16 protein-coding genes are annotated in these 15,931 nt (G+C 70.0%); 9 read left to right on the top strand and 7 right to left on the bottom strand.

The annotated features are described in order from the left end of the window. The first annotated feature begins 6 nt into the window (after nucleotides 1-6). A complete protein-coding gene (gene erm / locus ACFTE1_RS02590) occupies nucleotides 7-762 on the top strand; it encodes a 23S ribosomal RNA methyltransferase Erm (RefSeq protein ID WP_380618384.1) in 756 nt (251 codons plus the stop codon). Here erm and ACFTE1_RS02585 read toward each other — a convergent pair. Beyond that, the gene (locus ACFTE1_RS02585; protein WP_380618382.1) at nucleotides 734-1,387 is read right to left on the bottom strand and encodes a class I SAM-dependent methyltransferase; all 654 of its coding nucleotides are present in this window, start codon (nucleotides 1,385-1,387) and stop codon (nucleotides 734-736) included. The genes erm and ACFTE1_RS02585 overlap by 29 nt on opposite strands. A 161-nt stretch (nucleotides 1,388-1,548) precedes the next feature. Here ACFTE1_RS02585 and ACFTE1_RS02580 point away from each other — a divergent pair, with 161 nt between their 5' ends. Next, nucleotides 1,549-2,349 (top strand): SGNH/GDSL hydrolase family protein, encoded by an 801-nt coding sequence (locus tag ACFTE1_RS02580; RefSeq protein ID WP_380618380.1) that lies wholly within the window; start codon nucleotides 1,549-1,551, stop codon nucleotides 2,347-2,349. A 55-nt stretch (nucleotides 2,350-2,404) separates the two neighbouring features. Continuing rightward, nucleotides 2,405-2,938: a DM13 domain-containing protein gene (locus ACFTE1_RS02575; protein ID WP_380618378.1), complete on the top strand. Its 534-nt coding sequence runs from the start codon at nucleotides 2,405-2,407 to the stop codon at nucleotides 2,936-2,938. Between the two features lie 31 nt (nucleotides 2,939-2,969). On the opposite strand, the gene ACFTE1_RS02570 is transcribed toward ACFTE1_RS02575, so the two are convergent. The 5 genes from ACFTE1_RS02570 to ACFTE1_RS02550 form a co-directional block, all read right to left on the bottom strand. Further along, entirely contained in the window at nucleotides 2,970-3,338 is a 369-nt protein-coding gene (locus ACFTE1_RS02570) for a hypothetical protein (protein WP_380618376.1), read from the bottom strand. A 113-nt stretch (nucleotides 3,339-3,451) separates the two neighbouring features. Then, nucleotides 3,452-5,611, bottom strand: coding sequence for an Hsp70 family protein (locus ACFTE1_RS02565; RefSeq protein ID WP_380618374.1), 2,160 nt, complete (start codon nucleotides 5,609-5,611; stop codon nucleotides 3,452-3,454). A 39-nt stretch (nucleotides 5,612-5,650) separates the two neighbouring features. Beyond that, nucleotides 5,651-6,253, bottom strand: coding sequence for a TetR/AcrR family transcriptional regulator (locus ACFTE1_RS02560; protein WP_380618372.1), 603 nt, complete (start codon nucleotides 6,251-6,253; stop codon nucleotides 5,651-5,653). 9 nt (nucleotides 6,254-6,262) lie between these two features. Beyond that, nucleotides 6,263-6,997, bottom strand: a complete 735-nt coding sequence (locus tag ACFTE1_RS02555) for an ABC transporter permease (RefSeq protein WP_380618370.1) — start codon at nucleotides 6,995-6,997, stop codon at nucleotides 6,263-6,265. A 2-nt stretch (nucleotides 6,998-6,999) separates the two neighbouring features. Next, nucleotides 7,000-7,716, bottom strand: a complete 717-nt coding sequence (locus tag ACFTE1_RS02550) for an ABC transporter ATP-binding protein (RefSeq protein ID WP_380618368.1) — start codon at nucleotides 7,714-7,716, stop codon at nucleotides 7,000-7,002. 157 nt (nucleotides 7,717-7,873) lie between these two features. On the opposite strand from ACFTE1_RS02550, the gene ACFTE1_RS02545 reads away from it, so the two are divergent. Beyond that, nucleotides 7,874-8,866: an ABC transporter substrate-binding protein gene (locus tag ACFTE1_RS02545; protein ID WP_380618366.1), complete on the top strand. Its 993-nt coding sequence runs from the start codon at nucleotides 7,874-7,876 to the stop codon at nucleotides 8,864-8,866. After that, entirely contained in the window at nucleotides 8,856-9,962 is a 1,107-nt protein-coding gene (locus ACFTE1_RS02540; protein ID WP_380618364.1) for a FecCD family ABC transporter permease, read from the top strand. The genes ACFTE1_RS02545 and ACFTE1_RS02540 overlap by 11 nt, the downstream gene beginning before the upstream one ends. 187 nt (nucleotides 9,963-10,149) lie before the next feature. Here ACFTE1_RS02540 and ACFTE1_RS02535 read toward each other — a convergent pair whose 3' ends face one another. Then, complete coding sequence (locus ACFTE1_RS02535; RefSeq protein ID WP_380618362.1) at nucleotides 10,150-11,160, bottom strand: ABC transporter substrate-binding protein; 1,011 nt, start codon at nucleotides 11,158-11,160, stop codon at nucleotides 10,150-10,152. A gap of 211 nt (nucleotides 11,161-11,371) precedes the next feature. Between ACFTE1_RS02535 and ACFTE1_RS02530 the strand changes: the two genes are divergently transcribed. From ACFTE1_RS02530 to ACFTE1_RS02515, 4 genes are all read left to right on the top strand, one after another. Beyond that, nucleotides 11,372-12,322, top strand: a complete 951-nt coding sequence (locus tag ACFTE1_RS02530) for a FecCD family ABC transporter permease (RefSeq protein WP_380618521.1) — start codon at nucleotides 11,372-11,374, stop codon at nucleotides 12,320-12,322. Beyond that, the gene (locus tag ACFTE1_RS02525) at nucleotides 12,319-13,386 is read left to right on the top strand and encodes a FecCD family ABC transporter permease (RefSeq protein ID WP_380618360.1); all 1,068 of its coding nucleotides are present in this window, start codon (nucleotides 12,319-12,321) and stop codon (nucleotides 13,384-13,386) included. Before ACFTE1_RS02530 ends, ACFTE1_RS02525 begins: the two co-directional genes overlap by 4 nt. After that, nucleotides 13,383-14,189, top strand: coding sequence for an ABC transporter ATP-binding protein (locus ACFTE1_RS02520; protein WP_380618358.1), 807 nt, complete (start codon nucleotides 13,383-13,385; stop codon nucleotides 14,187-14,189). Before ACFTE1_RS02525 ends, ACFTE1_RS02520 begins: the two co-directional genes overlap by 4 nt. A gap of 439 nt (nucleotides 14,190-14,628) precedes the next feature. Continuing rightward, nucleotides 14,629-15,816: a peptidoglycan DD-metalloendopeptidase family protein gene (locus ACFTE1_RS02515; RefSeq protein WP_380618356.1), complete on the top strand. Its 1,188-nt coding sequence runs from the start codon at nucleotides 14,629-14,631 to the stop codon at nucleotides 15,814-15,816. The last annotated feature ends 115 nt before the right edge of the window (nucleotides 15,817-15,931 follow it).

The following is a 15,931-nucleotide window of genomic DNA, read 5'->3' as shown; positions in this document are numbered from 1 at the left end:
TCATTCGTGAACGATCGCCGTGCCCTAGGGCAGAATTTCCTCGTCGACAACCGCCACATCCACCGCTTCGTCAGAGCCGCCGGCATCGCCGGGACCGACCTGGTCTGGGAGATCGGCCCCGGACGGGGCGCCCTGACCGGGCCTCTCCTCAAACGCGCCGCACGCGTCGAGGCCTTCGAGATAGACCTGAACCTCGCACGCAAGCTGCGCGACCGGTTCCGGGCCGTCGCACACTTCACCTGCCGCCCTGGGGACTTCCGGGACGCCGCTCCCCCGCGCCGCCCGTTCCGCGTGGTGGCCAACGTCCCCTACGCCATCACCACCGACGTCGTGCGCTGGTGCGTCGAGGCGCGGACCCTGCGGGACGCCACGCTCCTGACGCAGCTGGAGTTCGCCCGCAAGCAGAGCGGCGGCTACGGCAGGTGGACGAAGCTCGCCGTCCTCTCCTACCCGGACGTGGAGATGACCTTCCACGGCCGCGTCCCCCGCTCGGCATTCCGCCCGCGCCCCCGCGTGGACGGAGGGATCCTGCGGTTGCGGCGCCATGAGAGGCCGCTGCTGCCCGGGGGCATGCGGCGCTTCTACCGCGACCTCGTCGCGACCGGCTTCGAGGGCCGGGGCGGCAGCCTCTACGCCTCGCTGAAGCGCGGAGGCGGCCAGGTCGACCGGGCCTTCGACGCGGCGGGGATTCCCCGGGCCGCCCTGGTGGGCGAGGTCGCGCCGGAACAGTGGATCACGCTGGCGAAGAGCCTGGCGCGCTGACCGGATCGCGGAGGAGGGCGCCGTAGTACGGGTGGCCGCCTGTGCTCGGCGCCACGGTCTCGTGCAGGTCGAGGACGGTGAAGCGACGCTCAGCCGTGCGGCGCAGCGAGTCGGAGGTGTAGAGGGCGAAGAAGCGCGGAGGGTCGTAGCGGTCCTCCGGCAGCGGGCCCTCGTGGTCCTTGCCGCCGTACTGCCCCCAGTAGAAGACGCCGCCGGGGCGCAGGACGCGGGACACCTCGCCGAGGACGCCGTCGATCTCCGCCTTCGGCACGTGCAGAAGGCAGTTCATCGAGAAGACGCCGTCGAAGGAGCCGTCGCCGTAAGGGAGGTCGGAGAAGTCGGCGACCTCGGCGGCCAGCCCGCGCCGCCGGCATTCGGCGACGAGGTTCGGCGAGAGGTCGGTGGCGAGGACGTCGAGGCCCCGAGCGGCGAACTGCTCGCTGCTCGCCCCGTGCCCGGCGCCGATCTCCAGAACGCGGGCGGGGCCGCCGGAGTCGGACTCCAGAAGTTCGGCGAAGGCGTCCCGTTCCTTCACCCGCCAGGCCGGGTCGTCCATGCCCGCGCGGTCGTGCCAGTGCTTGTCGTAGCTCTTCCGCAAGCGGCTCTTGACCGTCGCGTAGTCCAATGGTCCTCCCAACGGCGAGCCCCGAGGGGCCGTGCGGTTCGCATTCTCACGGTCTCAACGGAAGTCTAGGCGCAAAGAAGGCTACCGGCGAGTATTGACTCGCTGGTAACTTCGGTGCAACAATCCCTTCATAGTTGAATTGATCAATATGAGGGGGATCTATGAATCGATGGCGCAAGGCTTTCACCATCTTGGCGGCCACCGCGATGGGGGCACTCGCCCTGCCCGCCGCGGCTACGGCGTCGACAGAACCGGAACCGGTCCAGTACGTGGCGCTCGGCGACTCCTACGCCTCCGGAGTGGGAGCCGGCGACTACATTCCCGACGGCACCCTGTGCCTGCGCTCGAACAACGCCTACTCCGCCATCTGGGCCGACGACACCGGAGCCGACCTCGACTTCCAGGCCTGCGGCGGAGCCCAGATCCCGGACGTGTACAGCTCCCAGATCGACGCGCTGGACGAAGAGACCGACCTCGTCACGATCTCCATCGGCGGCAACGACGTCGGTTTCGCCGGCATCATGATCGGCTGCACCGTCCTGCCCGACTTCGCCTGCATCGACAAAGTCGACAAGGCCGAGGCCGACGGCCGCGACCGCGTCGCCGGCGAACTCGAACAGCTCTACGCCGACCTCGACGCCGCCGCCCCGAACGCCACCGTCGTCGTGATGGGCTACCCGAAGCTCTTCAGCGAGGTCACCTGCTCCTACAACGCGGGCATCAGCGTCGCCGAACAGCGCCGCATCAACGACGGGGTGCTGGTGATGGACTCGATCATCCGCGAAGCCGCCGAGGCCCAGGGCTTCCGCTACGCCGACCCCGTGCCGACCTTCGAGGGCCACGGCTCCTGCGCCCACCCGATGTACGTTCACGGCCTCCGGGGATTCGCCCCCGAGTCCTACCACCCCACCTCGCTGGGCCAGTCCGACGGCTTCCTTCCGGCCTTCGAGACCGCCCTGTGAGAAATTGATCCGGGGCGGGACCCATCCGGTCCCGCCCCGGCCCCGAACACCGGACATGAGTAAAAGGACCATTGCCATCATCGGAGGACTCGCCGCGGCGGGCCTCATCGCCGCGGCCGTCTGGTTCGAGCCGTGGGCGCTGTTCACGAACGAGAGAGTCGACGAGGAGCTTCCGGAGGTCGCGCAGAGCGAACCCTCCGACGACCCCTCGGAGAGCATGGGCGACGAGGAGGAGGAAGAGGCCAAGCCGGTGCAGCTCGCGGCAGGAGAGTTCGTCACCCAGGAGCACGACACTAGCGGCGCGGCCACCGTCATCGAGAATCCGGACGGCAGCCGCCAGCTGCTCCTGGAGGACCTCGCCACGTCCAACGGACCCGACCTGCGCGTCTGGATCACCGACCAGGAGGTGGACCCGGACGAGTGGCACGTCTTCGACAACGGCTACTGGGTCGAGTTGGGCGAGCTGAAGGGCAACGAGGGCGACCAGGTCTACGACATACCCGACGACGCGGACCTCGACAAGGTCACCAGCGTGTCCATCTGGTGCAAGCGCTTCAGCGTCTCCTTCGGCGCCGCGGAACTGGTCTAGGGCCCGCCCGCCGGCCTGAGAGTCGAATAGCTCAGGCCGTCGGGGCCGAGGCCCACGAGACCTCGACCGTCCACGAGGCGCCGCAGCCGCCGTGGCCGATGACGCCGGGGTGGTACTCGAGGCAGTCGCAGGTGACGTCCACGTCGCGCGTCTTGACGGGGCCCTCGGCCTCCTTCAGGATCGCGTGCAGCAGGCCGTGCCCGTCGGCGAGCGAGCCGGGGTCCGGCAGAAGCAGCGCGGTCCACGCGGTGGCGTGCCCGCAGCGCGGGCACGGACCGGTGATGTCCGCCTGCTCGGGGTTCCGCCCCTCGGGCAGGAGGCTGACCTCGGCGGTGTCGGCCGCGGTCCGGTCCCAGTCGGGGTCGGTGGTCATGACGAAGGGAAGCGGTGTCTCAGTCAAGTCTGGGCTCCTCGGCTCGGAGTCGGTCATGCGGAAACGTCCCTGCCTCCCCACAGTGTATTACTGATCGGTAACGACGGCGCGGACGGCGCTCGGCGTGAGACCCGCGTCCCTCAGTCCCTGGTGAAATCGATGGTCTCGTAGCGGATCTGGTCGCCGCCGCCGGCCTGCATCCAGTCGCGCTCCTTGTAGAACTCCAGCGTCGAGGGCGGGTCGTAGACCAGTTGGAACTTCGCCAGGTCGCCGGGGATCAGGAACTGGACGGTATAGGCGCGCCTGACGACCTCGTCGCCGTCGTCCTCGGTGTGGTCGCGGTCGGAGAACTCCACCGCCTCGGGCGCCCAGGTCTCCCCGGAGCCCTTGATCGCGACGTCGGTCGTGGGCTCGAAGACGAAGCGGTAGCCGTGTTCGACGACGTCGTGATACTGCTCGAAGGCCACCGTCACCGCCGCGAGCCCCGAGTCGGCGAGCCACCCCTCCTCCTCGGAGTAGACGTTCCGGGTGACGGTGAACTCCAGGTCGGTGATGTTGGTACCCGTGATGAACCAGCGCCCTCCCGCGGACGCGTAGTCGATCTCGGTGGTGAAGGCGGTCTCCCGCTCCCCCAGCTCTCCGCTGTAGTACGCCAGGACGGGATCGATCAGTTCCCCGGTCCGCAGGTCGATGCCCTGTTCCCGACCCGAGTCCTCCACAGTGGCGACCGCTTCGTCGTCGGGGCCCGCGACGGCGGCGTAGACGGTGCCGGGCTCGGGAAGGCCCTCAAGCCTCCACGTCTTCGATCCGATCGTGACGACAGAGGACGCCTCGGCGTCCTCCGGGGAGTCTCCGAAGCGGACCAGGATGAACTCCTCGTCGGCCCCGAGGCCGGGTGCCGACCCGAAGAGGTCTTCGACGAGTCCCGTGTCGGTCGTGGACACGGCGCAGGTGACGTCCAGAGAGAAGTGGGGGCCGCGCAGGACGCCGGGCCAAGCGGCCCCGGCCTCGCCGCAGACCTCCTCGGCGGAGGCGGTGGCCACCCCCGGAATCGCGTCGTCCGCGAAGGGCCAGAACCTAAATCCCACTATGGCGAGTGCTGCCAGGACGGCAGCGGCGGCGGCCCCCGCGATCCAGCGGGCACGGCGGCCCTTGCGACCAGTGGCGAGTGGCAGCAGCGGCGTCGTCGGCAGTGCACCGGGCTTTGCTGGAGCGCCGGTCTCGGCCGTCGAGCCGGGTTCCGTGAGCGCGCCTTCGGCCACGGCGAGTTCGGGCTGTTCGACCAGTGTCGGGGCGATGCCGGAGGATTCTTCGACCAGTTCGGCCACGAGCGGCATCCGCGCCGCGCCGCCGACGAGGAAGAGACTGGCGGGGCGCAGGCCCTCCTCGCGGACCGCGCGCAATAGCCGCTCCAGCTCCGCGAGGACGGGGGCGAAGAGAGGGCGGGCGATGTCGTCGAGTTCGCGCCGCGTCAGGTGGACTCCGTTGTCGGCCCCGGGCACGTCGATCGGGGCGGTCGAGGCGGTGGAGAGCATCTCCTTGGCCTCGCGCGACTCGGTCCAGAGGTCGTTGCGCGCCTTGTAGTCCCCCGCGGCCTCGGGGCGGTCGATGCGGTCCCACAGCGGGCTGTCGGCGAGCCCGGGGATGGTCTTGAGGTGTTCGGCGACGGCCAGGTCGAGGTCGGTTCCGCCGAAGTCCGGCAGGCCGCCCTCGCGGACGACGCCGTGGGTGCCGTCGGGGCGGCGGGTGAGCACGGCGATGTCCACCGTGCCGCCGCCGATATCGACGACGGTGAGGGCCTCGCCGGGGCCGAGGGGCGACTCCGTCGCGGCGTCGAAACGCCGGGCGGCGGCCACCGGTTCGGTGACGATCTCGACGTCCGGGAAGCCCGCCGTCTCGGCGGCGGTGCGCAGCAGTCCCTTCCGCCTGTCACCCCAGGTGGAGGGGCAGGTGAGGACGGTGCCAGGCAGGGATCCGGCCGCTTGGCGGCACTCGGCGGCCACCCGGCGCAGGAGCGCGGCGAAGGCTTCTTCGACGGCCACGGTGTCGGTTCCCAGGAGGAGCTCGCCGTCGTCGACGTGCCTCTTCGGGTGCGGTTCATAGCGGTCGGGCGTCGTGGAGGCCAGGCGGCGGGCGTCGCGTCCGGTGTGGACCTCGCCAGACTCGTCGAGGAAGACTCCGGCGGGCAGGAGCGGCGAGCCGTCGAAGAGGAGCGGACGGAGGGTTCCGTCGTCGCGGCGGAGGACCGCGACCAGGTGGGTGGTTCCGAGGTCGATGCTGATGCGTGTGCGGGGCGTCACGGCTCCATTATAGGGCGCCAAGGCGTTCCGCCCACAGGGTCAGTCGAGCTCGCCGGTGAGGTAGCGCTGGACGGTGGGTCCGATGAGAGCGGGCAGGCGTTCGGCCGGTACCGAGGCGAGCGGTTCGATGCGTGCGATGTAGCGGGTCACGATGAGCCCGAATACCTGTGAGGCGACCAGAGAGCAGCGCAGGTCGAACCGGTCGGTCCGGTCGGCCAGGACCGGGCGGAGCGTGGCGGCGATGCGCTCCTCGAAGATGTTGCGCAGCAGGTGGCTGCGGTCGGGGTCGGCCAGGCCGGTGCGCATGACGGCGAGGAGCTCCTCGGACCCCGGGCCCTCCCAGACGCGCGCGAAGGCCCCCAGCGCGGCGTACCCGAATCGCTCGATCGGCACGTCGCCCGCGATCTCGCCGATGACGGCGACCGGGTCGAAGGGCAGGTCGATGGCGGCGGTGAAGAGGTCCTGCTTGGTGCCGAAGTAATGGTGGACGAGAGCCGGGTCGACGCCGGCGCGCTCGGCGATCCGGCGGACCGTCACCTGCCGGAAGGCCTGCTCGGCGAAGAGGGCTCGCGCGGCGGCGAGGATCTCCGACCTCGTGTCGGGATTGCCGCTGCGCCGCCCTGCTCTCTTCTCGTCGCTCACCGCACCAGCTTAATCCGTGCGCCGGCGCATGGTCGCGGCCCCGAAGGCGATGGCGACGACGGTCGCTCCCACCACGATGCCGAGGTCGCCCCAGAAGGCGGTCTCCACTGACGCGGCGGTCTGGACGTCCTCCAGCGCCTTGACGGAGTAGGTCAGCGGCAGCCAGTCGGAGACGGCCTGGAGCCAGTCGGCCATGCGCTCGCGCGGCCAGATGAGCCCGCACAGGAGCAGCTGCGGCACCACGAAGATCGGCATGAACTGCATGGCCTGGAACTCGGTGGTGGCGAAGGCGGAGACGAAGAGCCCCAGGGCCATGCCGAACAGGGCCGAGACGACGGCGGTGAGGACGACCGCCCAGGCCGGGCCGGCGGTCTCGAGGCCCAGCCAGGTGTAGGCCAGGATCGAGGCGATGGTCGACTGTAGGGCGGCGGCCAGCCCGAAGGCGAGCGCGTAGCCGGTGATGATGTCGCCCTTGCCCGAAGGCGTGGTGAACAGCCTCTCCAGGGTGCCGTGGGTGCGCTCGCGCAGGAGGGTGATGGAGGTGGTCATGAACATGAGCATGAAGGGGAAGGCCGCCAGGAGGATGAGTCCGACGGTGTTGAAGATCGCCGGGGTGTCGAGGATGTAGCGGATCAGGGCGATCATGACGGTGGGCACGACCAGGATGAGTCCCAGGGTGCGCTTGTCGCCGGCGAGCTGGGCCAGCACGCGTCCGGCGGTGACGAAGGTCAGGCGGGCGGACATGGTCAGTCCTCCTCTCGGGAGCGGATGACGGTCAGGAACGCCTCGTCGAGGTCGTCGGTTCCGGTGGCCCTCTTGAGTGCGGCGGGCGTCTCGTCGGCGACGACGCGTCCTTCGCGGATGAGGACGACGCGGTCGCAGCGGTCGGCCTCGTCCATGACGTGGCTGGAGACGACGAGGGTCCTGCCGTCGTCGGCGAGGTCGCGGAAGTCGTCCCAGAGCTGTTCGCGCAGGACGGGGTCGAGTCCGACGGTGGGTTCGTCGAGGACGAGGATGTCGGGGTCTCCCACGAGGGCGCAGGCGAGGGAGACGCGGGTTCGCTGTCCTCCGGAGAGGCGGTCGGCGCGCTGTCCGGCGTGGTCGGTGAGGCCGACCTGGGCGAGCACGCTCTTGACGGCGCCTTTGGGGGCGCGGTAGAGGGCGGCGTAGTAGGCGATGTTGCGTTCGACGGTGAGGTCGCCGTAGATCGCGTTGTCCTGGGTGACGTAGCCGATGCGGTAGCGCAGGGCGGCGGATCCGGCGGGGTGGCCCTCGACGGTGACGCCGCCGGAGCGGACCTTCTGCGTGCCGACGATGGCGCGCATGAGGGTGGTCTTTCCGGCGCCGGAGGGCCCGAGGAGGCCGGTGATGGAGCCTTTGGGCATGCGGGCGTTGATTCCGTGCAGGACCGGCCGGTGCCCGCGCCGCACTGTCAGCCGGTCGACGACGATGGAGTCGCTCATTTCTCCCCCGTATTTCATCCGTTGGTGAATTCACAGTACCACAGAAATTCACCGCCCGGTGAATTGTCTATTGCAAGAAACTGGCGATAGTGTCATGCGAATCTCCTTCGCAACGAGGTGAGCGAACGCCTACCCACCGGTTCCCTACAGTGGCGCCATGTCCCGATACCCGAAATCCCTGGCCGCCTTGGCAGCGGCCTCCGTGCTCGCCACCGCCGCCTGCGGCTCCGCCCAGGAGGACGACGTCTCCTCCGGCGAGGGAATCGCCAACTGCGGCTTCACCGTCGAGGTCGACAAGGCCCCCGAACGCGCCGTGACCCTCGACCAGAACAGCCTCGAGATCCTCCTCGAGCTCGGCCTCGGCGACCGCGTCCACGGCACCGCCAACCTTCGCACCGACGTCCCCGAGCGCTATCAGGACGAGTTCGAGGGCGTCGAGGTCCTCAACGACTCCTGGCTCACCGCCGAGCAGCTGCGCGAGGCCGCCCCCGACTTCGTCTACTCCGGCTTCAAGGAGCACTACTCCAAGGACGGCGTGGGCACCCGCGAGGAACTGGCCGACCTCGGCCTGCCCACCTACGCCTCCAGCGTCAGCTGCCCCGAGATGTCCGAGGGCGACACCGCCTTCGACCGCCTCTTCACCGACTACGCGAACATAGGGGAGGTCTTCGGCGTCGAGGACCGCGCGTCCGACCTGGTCGACGCCCAGCAGCAGAAGCTCGACGACGCCGCCGAGGCCGGCGAGAAGATCGACGGGCTCAAGGTCGCCTGGGTCTACTCCTTCGCCGAAGGACAGCCCTACGTCGCCGGCAACGACGGTATCCCCCAGGCCCTGAGCGACACCATGGGAGTCGAGAACGTCTTCGCCGACGTCGACGAGGCCTGGCCGGAGGTCTCCATCGACGAGATCGCCCTGCGCGAGCCCGACGTCATCGTCCTCGGCGACATCTCCGAACGGGGCATGCCCGGCGACTCCGCCTCCGACAAGATCGACGAGCTCCGGGACAACCCCGTCACCTCCCAGATGGACGCGGTGAAGGAGGACCGCCTCATCGAGGTCCCCGGCATCGCCATGGACCCGAGCGTCCGCTCCGTCGACGTGCTCGACCAATTCGTGGAGGGCCTGCAGAAGCTCGGCTATGTCGACTAGGACCGCGGCGACGGCTTCCGCCGACGGGACCGCGCCGGCTGCGACGCGTCCGAGGCGGCGGGGAACGCCGTCGCCCGGCGCGGACGGAAACCGGCGCAGGACCCTGTTCTACGTCGGCGCCCTCGTCGTCCTCGCGGCCTCGATCGCCCTGACAACGCCCCTGGGCGTCGACGGGGTGACCTACGGAGAGGCCGCACAGAGCGCACTGGCGCGGCTCGGCATCGGCGGTACTCCCCTGCCGGGGCTGCTCGACTCCCTGCTGTGGGACTTGCGCCTGCCGCGCGTCCTCATGGCGGCGATCGTCGGGGCGCTGCTGGCCGTCAGCGGGGTCACGCTGCAGACCGTCACCGGCAACGCTCTGGCCGAGCCCTATCTGCTGGGCATCGCCTCCGGTGCGTCGGCCGGGGCGGTCGCGGTGGTCGTGCTGGGGCTGGGCGGTTCGGTCGTCGGGCTCACCGGCGGAGCGTTCATCGGGGCCGTCGCCTCGTTCGCCCTGCTCATGGCGCTGTTGTGGCGGAAGGTGCTGCGGCCCATCACCATCGTCCTGACCGGAGTGGTGATCGGGCAGCTGTTCTCGGCGGTCTCCTCGCTGATCCTCATGTCCGCCGGGGACGCCGAGGCCACCCGCTCGCTCACGCACTGGCTCCTGGGGTCCCTCGCGCCGTCGCGGTGGGAGAACGTGGTCATCTGCGGTGCGGCCCTGGCGGTGTGCGGAGGGATCATCTGGGCCCGGTCCGGGGCGCTCGACGGGCTCGCACTCGGCTCCGAGACCGCCACCGCGCTCGGGATCAGGGTGAACGCCAATAGGATCGTCTTCCTGATCCTGACCGCGTTCCTCACGGCCGCCGCCGTGGCCTCGGTCGGCGCCATCGGTTTCGTGGGGCTCATCGTTCCGCACGCCATGCGGTACATCGTCGGGCCCGGGCACAAGGCGCTCCTGCCGGCCTCGGCGCTGACGGGGGCGGTGTTCCTGATCTGGACCGACGCGCTCGCCCGGATGGCGTTCGCCCCGCAGGTGGTGCCCGTCGGCGTGTTCACCGCGCTGATCGGCGTGCCGGTGTTCCTGCTGCTGTTGCGGAGGCGCGGCGACATCTAGGGAAAGGGCGGACACTCCGGACGGCGTTCCCGCAACGGAGGCCGCCGGCCGTCAGTCGCCCAAAGGAAACTCCTCGTTCGTGAGGTGGCCGGCCGAATAGGCTCCGCTTTCCCACTCCCCCTGAGGACACCGCGGGGCGGGACGCTCCTGCGCCCCGCCCCGCGGCCTACTCGGCTATGCCCTCGTCTTAAGCGACGGCGTCGCCCTTGGCGATCATGTCGGCGAGCGCCTGGACGTTCCCGGCCGAACCGCTCCAGGAGTAGCGCGGCTCGGAGAACCAGGGCACGATCTGGTCGGCCTGGACGGCCTTGAGGGCCTTCCAGGTCGGGAAGTCGGACAGCTCGTCGGGCTGCAGCGCGACGCCGGCGCGGGCGTCCAGCAGCAGGACGTCGGCCTCGTACTTGCCGGCGTTCTCCCAGGAGAGGTCCTCGAAGTAGCCCTGCTCGTCGGGGCTGTCGGGAACGATGAACTCCACGCCGAGCTCTTCGAAGAAGCGCAGGTCGTTGGAGGAGGCGGGGACCGAGGCGTAGAAGCGGTCCTCCGCGGCGGAACAGGCCAGCACCTTGAGCGGCTTGTCGGCGGCTGCGGTCTTGAGGGCCTCGACGGCCGCGTCGAACTCCTCCTTCTGCTCGGCGACGGAGTCGGCCTCGACGTCGGCCCCCAGGGCCTTGGCGAGGTCCTCGTGGCGCTGGATGATGTCGGCGAGGGTGTTGGACCCGTCGTCGACGTTGAGGGCGGCCTGCGGGGCCAGTTTGAGGATCTTGTCCTTGGAGTCCTCGGGGATGTACCAGAGGGACTCGGGGGTGTTGTAGTAGTGGTCGAGCAGGACCTGGGGCTCCAGGCCGGCGTACTTCTCGACGTCGAACTCGCCGAAGGCGTTTCCGATGACTTCGACGGCGTCCTTGTCGAGCCCCTCGACTTCGGGGCGGAGGTTGCCGTCCCCGTCGAGGGTGGGGCCGAAGACGCCGGTGAACCCGTTGAAGCCGAAGTCGGTCAGGGCGGCGGCCATGTAGGAGTAGGCGACGACGCCGGTCGGCGCGGCGTCGAGCTTGACCTCTTCGCCCCGGTCGTCGGTGAAGGTGAACGAACCGGATCCGCCCTTCTGGTCCTTTTCCCCGCCGCAGGCGGCGAGGGTTCCGGCGAGGCCGGCGGCGGTGGCGCCCGCGAGAAGGGCGCGGCGGTTGACGGTGAACTCCATGTCTCTCCTTAGAGATCGGGCCTGGCTGACGGGGTCGTGTCGGAGGCAACTCCCGCCGGTCGGTTTAGGCCGGGCTTCATTATCATTGATTAGGCTAACCTAAGTCCGATATCGTCCGACAGTCTGGAGGCCGTACGTGTCCACCGCCACGGTCGAGCGGAGCCGAGCCCCCCGGCTCCGCCGTTCACCGAAGACGGGCCTGGTCCTACTGCTGATCGCCGTCCCCGTTCTGACCGTCCTGTCTTTGGCGTTGGGGTCCAAGGACATCCCCCTCTCCGAGATCTGGCCGGGGCTGACCGACCCGGCCTCCGACTCCTACGCGGTAGTCAACGGCCTGCGCGTCCCCCGGACCGTCATCGGACTGGCCGCCGGAGCCGCCATGGGGCTCGCCGGCGCGCTCCTCCAGGCGGCCACCCGCAACCCCCTGGCCGACCCCGGCCTCCTCGGCGTCAACGCCGGGGCCGCCGTGGCGGTCGTGTCCGCCTCGTACTTCTTCGGCGTCACCAGCTTCCTCACCTCCCTGCCCTTCGCCTTCCTGGGCGCGGCCGCCGCGGCGACGGCCTGCTACCTCATTGCGGGCGGCGGCAGGGCCACGCCCGCTGCCCTCGCGCTGTCGGGCGCCGCGATCACCGCCGCGGGAATCGCCTACGTCCAGGGCATCCAGGTCCTCGACGCCGCCACGGTCAACACCATGCGGTTCTGGTCGGTCGGGTCGCTCGCGAGTGCCCACTCGGTTCCCCTGACGCTCACCGTCGTGCTCATGGCCGTCGGCATCGTCGCGGGACTCCTTCTGGCCCGCCCGCTCAACGCCCTGGCGCTCGGCGAGTCGGCCGCGCGCGGGCTGGGGCTCAACCCGACCGTCCTGCGGGTGGCGATCATCGCCAGCGTGACGCTCCTGGCCGGCACGGCCACGGCCGCGTGCGGCCCGATCGTCTTCGTGGGCCTCGTCATCCCCCACCTGGTGCGCGCCCTCGCCGGGGTCGACCACCGGTGGATCCTGCCGCTGAGCGTCCTCGGGGGCGCGGTCTTCCTGGTCGCCGTCGACGTGCTGGGCCGGCTCATCGCCCGCCCCGGCGAGGTGCAGGCCGGCGTCCTGTGCGCGATCGTCGGCGGTCCGTTCTTCGTCTACCTGGTGTCCCGGAAGAAGGTGTCGGCCCTGTGAGCACGGTCCACAGTCCCTCCCCGAGCCATGTCGTCAAGCGGATCGGCTCGCTGTCGGTCCGCTCGCACCGCCGCAGCCTCATCGCCGGATTGGCCGCGACGGCCGTCCTGGCCCTGTTGGGGCTCTATGCCCTCAGCGCCGGGGACACCGGCAAGGGCCTGGGGCGCACCCTGGCGATCCTGGTCGGCGACGGCACGGCCGCCGAGGACTTCATCGTCCTCGAACTGCGCCTGCCCCGCCTGCTGACGGCCGTGTTCGTGGGCGCCGCCCTCGGCTGCGCGGGCTCGCTCTTCCAGACCCTCACCCGCAATCCGCTGGGAAGCCCCGACCTGCTGGGCATCACCTCCGGCGCGACGACCGGCGCGCTGGTGTGCATCGTCTTCGGCATCAGCACCGCTCCCCTCGCCATCGCCGGTTTCGCCGGCGCTGCGGCCGTCGGCGTGGGCGTCCTCTTCACGCTGCTGCTGAGGGGGATCGACTCCACCACCGGTTACCGCCTGATCCTCATCGGCCTGGGCTGCTCGGCCATGTTCACCGGCCTCAACGGCTATCTGCTGACCCGCACGCAGGACGTCGTGGTGGCTTCCAAGGCCGTCTACTGGATGACCGGGGACCTCTCCGGGAGCGACTGGGGGCAGGCGGCGACTGTCGGATTCGCGGCAGTGGCCGGGCTCGTCGCCGCGCTACTGTTGAGCCGCTCGCTGGACGGTGTGCGCTACGGCACTCACACCGCGACGGGGCTGGGCGTGAACGTCGCCCTGACGACGCGCTCCGCCCTCGGATTGGCCTGCCTGCTCACCGCCGCGGCGGTGGCGGTGGCCGGACCGCTGGCGTTCGTGGCCCTCTCGGCGCCTCACATCGCCCGGACTCTGTGCCGGGGTGACCGACCCAATCTTCTCGTCTCCGCGGTCTTCGGAGCGGCTATCGTGGTAGTCGCCGATACGGCCGCCCAACACGCCTTCGTCGACCGCCAGCTGCCCACCGGGGCCGTGACCGGCGCGATCGGCGGACTTTACCTCATGTGGCTCCTAGCGGCCCATCGCAAGAAGGGAACCCGACTGTGACCGACAACCGTCTCTCCGCCTCCAACGCAACCCTCGGGTACGGAAAGTCCCCGGTGTCCCGGGACCTCTCGGTCCAGGTGCCCGACGGCGAGTTCACCGTGATCATCGGCCCCAACGCCTGCGGCAAGTCCACGCTGCTGAAGGCCTTCGCCCGCACGCTCAAGCCGCAGGGCGGGGAGATCGTGCTGGACGGCAAGGACATCCACTCCCAGCCGACGCGCGACGTCGCCAAGCGGCTCGGCCTGCTGCCGCAGTCGCCGGTCTCGCCCGAGGGCATCACCGTGGCCGACCTCGTCAGCCGCGGACGCTACCCGCACCAGGGGCTGCTCAAGCAGTGGTCGAGCGAGGACGAGCGCGTCGTCGCCGAGGCCATGGCGGGCACGGGCGTGGAGGACCTCGGCGAGCGCGGCATCGACGAGCTGTCGGGCGGACAGCGCCAGCGCGTGTGGATCGCGATGGTGCTGGCGCAGCAGACGCCCATCATGCTGCTGGACGAGCCGACGACGTTCCTCGACATAACGCACCAGTACGAGGTGCTGGACCTGTGCTCGCGACTGCACGAGGAGGGCCGGACGCTGGTGGCCGTGCTCCACGACCTCAACCAGGCCGCGCGCTACGCGTCGCACCTGATCGCCATGCGCGACGGCGAGATCGTCGCGGAGGGAAAGCCCGAGGAGATCGTGACGGCCGATCTGGTCGAGAAGGTCTTCGACCTCTCCTGCCAGATCATCGACGATCCCGAGTCGCACACGCCGCTCGTCGTCCCCCGCCAGAAAGCCAAGGTGCCCGCCGAAGTCGGCTAGCCGGTCGCGGAGTTCCGGGCCGGATTCACCGCGCGCGGCTTTCAGGTCTGCCCTCGACCGTCTTTCCCTCGGCATTCCGCGGCCCCGGTGGCCGCCGGACCTTCCGCTCAACCCGGCACCGGCTCGTCAGAGCTTCCGGTCCCTGATGTGGCAGTGCGCAGAGCGTAACGTACCGAGATCGCGCGTGTTCACGACGAAGTGCGGCTCGGACTCCGCCAGTTCACCGCCAACTGCTTTCGGAATCCGCCGGGTCTGCAGTTCGGGGCGAACCGCAGACCCCTCTCCGGCAGAATTCTCCGAACCGCCGACGTGGAAACGCCGGCGGTTCGGCCCGTCTCTAGTAGTATTTCCGACGCATGGTCGAGTGTGACATTCTAATAGACATTTGTCTATATATAATATAAGCTTCATGTTGTCCGATACCCACTAGGAGGCACACATGAGACACCTTGTCAGGACCGCCGTCTCCGCCACCCTCGCCGCCGGGCTCGTCATCGCCGCCTCGGCGACGGCCTCGGCCGCGCCCTCCCTCGAGGACGCCGTGGCCCGAGAGATGGTCGAGCACAAGGGCGGAGAAGCGGCCGCGGCCTACGGCCTCAACGCTCAGTCCACACCCGACCCGCAGATCGAGCCACGCGACGAGTCCGGCGCATGGTCCTTCGGCGGAGCCGTCTTCCTCATCCCCGACGACGTCGAGGCCAGCCCGGTCACCTCCCTCTACCTCGCCGAACGCGTCGGAGGCCAGTGGCAGGTCCACCTCGACGGAACCGAGGAGTTCGCCGAAGCCGCCGACCGCGCGCCCTCCCGCCTGTTCTCCTCGCCGGGCGAACAGGAGTCGCTCGCCGAACGCCCCGGAGAAGCACAGGCGGCGGCACAGCCCGGACTGGCCGCGCCGTGGCAGGCCGACCAGGGCGGCTGGCGCCACTGGGGAGTCCACGGCAACTCCGGGACCTCCCGCCCCTACAACTCGATCGACTTCTACGGCGGCGACGGATGGACCCGCGCCTCGGCGGGCGGCTACATCTACTACTACTGCGGCACCAGCACCCCGCACATGGAGATCCGCCACGGCGCGGGATGGACGACCGGCTACTACCACCTGCGGCAGCAGACGAGGTACGACTCCGGCTCCTACGTCGACCGCTACGCGCCCCTGGGGCACATCGGCGAACAGCTGCCCTGCGGCGGGCGCGCCAACGGCGACCACGTGCACTGGACGCTCTGGTACAACGGCGACGCGGTGTCCGTCAACGGGCGCACCGTCGGCGGCTGGGCCTGGTACGAGCAGAACGCCTACCAGGGCTGGGCAGAGCGCAACGGCACCCGGCTGTACAACTCCAACTGCTGCCTGACCAACTACGGCCCCGGCTACAGCGAGGTCCTCGGAACGGCCCACAACCCGGGCGGCGTAGTGAACGTTCGCAACGGGCCCGGGGCAAGCTCCGGCATCGTGCGCACCGTCTCGCACGGCCAGCAAGTGCCGCTCGCCTGCCACGTTCGCGGCGAGGCGATGGAAGGCCCCTGGGGCAACACCTCGGACATCTGGAACCGCCTGGAGGACGGCAGCTACGTCTCCGACGCTTGGATGGACACCGGCAGCAACGACCCCGTCGTGCCGGCCTGCTGAACGCCGCCCTCCGGCGGCCGGGCATGAGGCGGATGCCGCCGCGTCCACGTGACCGCGACTCGGTGGCCGATCTGAACCGCCCCTTCGGCCGCCGGCCACCCTCGGAATGTCCCGA

Source organism: Salininema proteolyticum, from assembly GCF_042685645.1.
Classification (GTDB): domain Bacteria; phylum Actinomycetota; class Actinomycetes; order Mycobacteriales; family Micromonosporaceae; genus Salininema; species Salininema proteolyticum.
This window is presented reverse-complemented; position numbering and strand designations above follow the sequence as displayed.

Excerpts from the sequence above, each read along its gene's own strand:
- ACFTE1_RS02550 (WP_380618368.1), bottom strand. The coding sequence starts at position 7,716 with ATGAGCGACTCCATCGTCGTCGACCGGCTGACAGTGCGGCGCGGGCAC.
- ACFTE1_RS02515 (WP_380618356.1), top strand. The coding sequence starts at position 14,629 with ATGAGACACCTTGTCAGGACCGCCGTCTCCGCCACCCTCGCCGCCGGG.
- ACFTE1_RS02575 (WP_380618378.1), top strand. The coding sequence starts at position 2,405 with ATGAGTAAAAGGACCATTGCCATCATCGGAGGACTCGCCGCGGCGGGC.
- ACFTE1_RS02580 (WP_380618380.1), top strand. The coding sequence starts at position 1,549 with ATGAATCGATGGCGCAAGGCTTTCACCATCTTGGCGGCCACCGCGATG.
- ACFTE1_RS02535 (WP_380618362.1), bottom strand. The coding sequence starts at position 11,160 with ATGGAGTTCACCGTCAACCGCCGCGCCCTTCTCGCGGGCGCCACCGCC.
- ACFTE1_RS02555 (WP_380618370.1), bottom strand. The coding sequence starts at position 6,997 with ATGTCCGCCCGCCTGACCTTCGTCACCGCCGGACGCGTGCTGGCCCAG.
- ACFTE1_RS02540 (WP_380618364.1), top strand. The coding sequence starts at position 8,856 with ATGTCGACTAGGACCGCGGCGACGGCTTCCGCCGACGGGACCGCGCCG.
- ACFTE1_RS02545 (WP_380618366.1), top strand. The coding sequence starts at position 7,874 with ATGTCCCGATACCCGAAATCCCTGGCCGCCTTGGCAGCGGCCTCCGTG.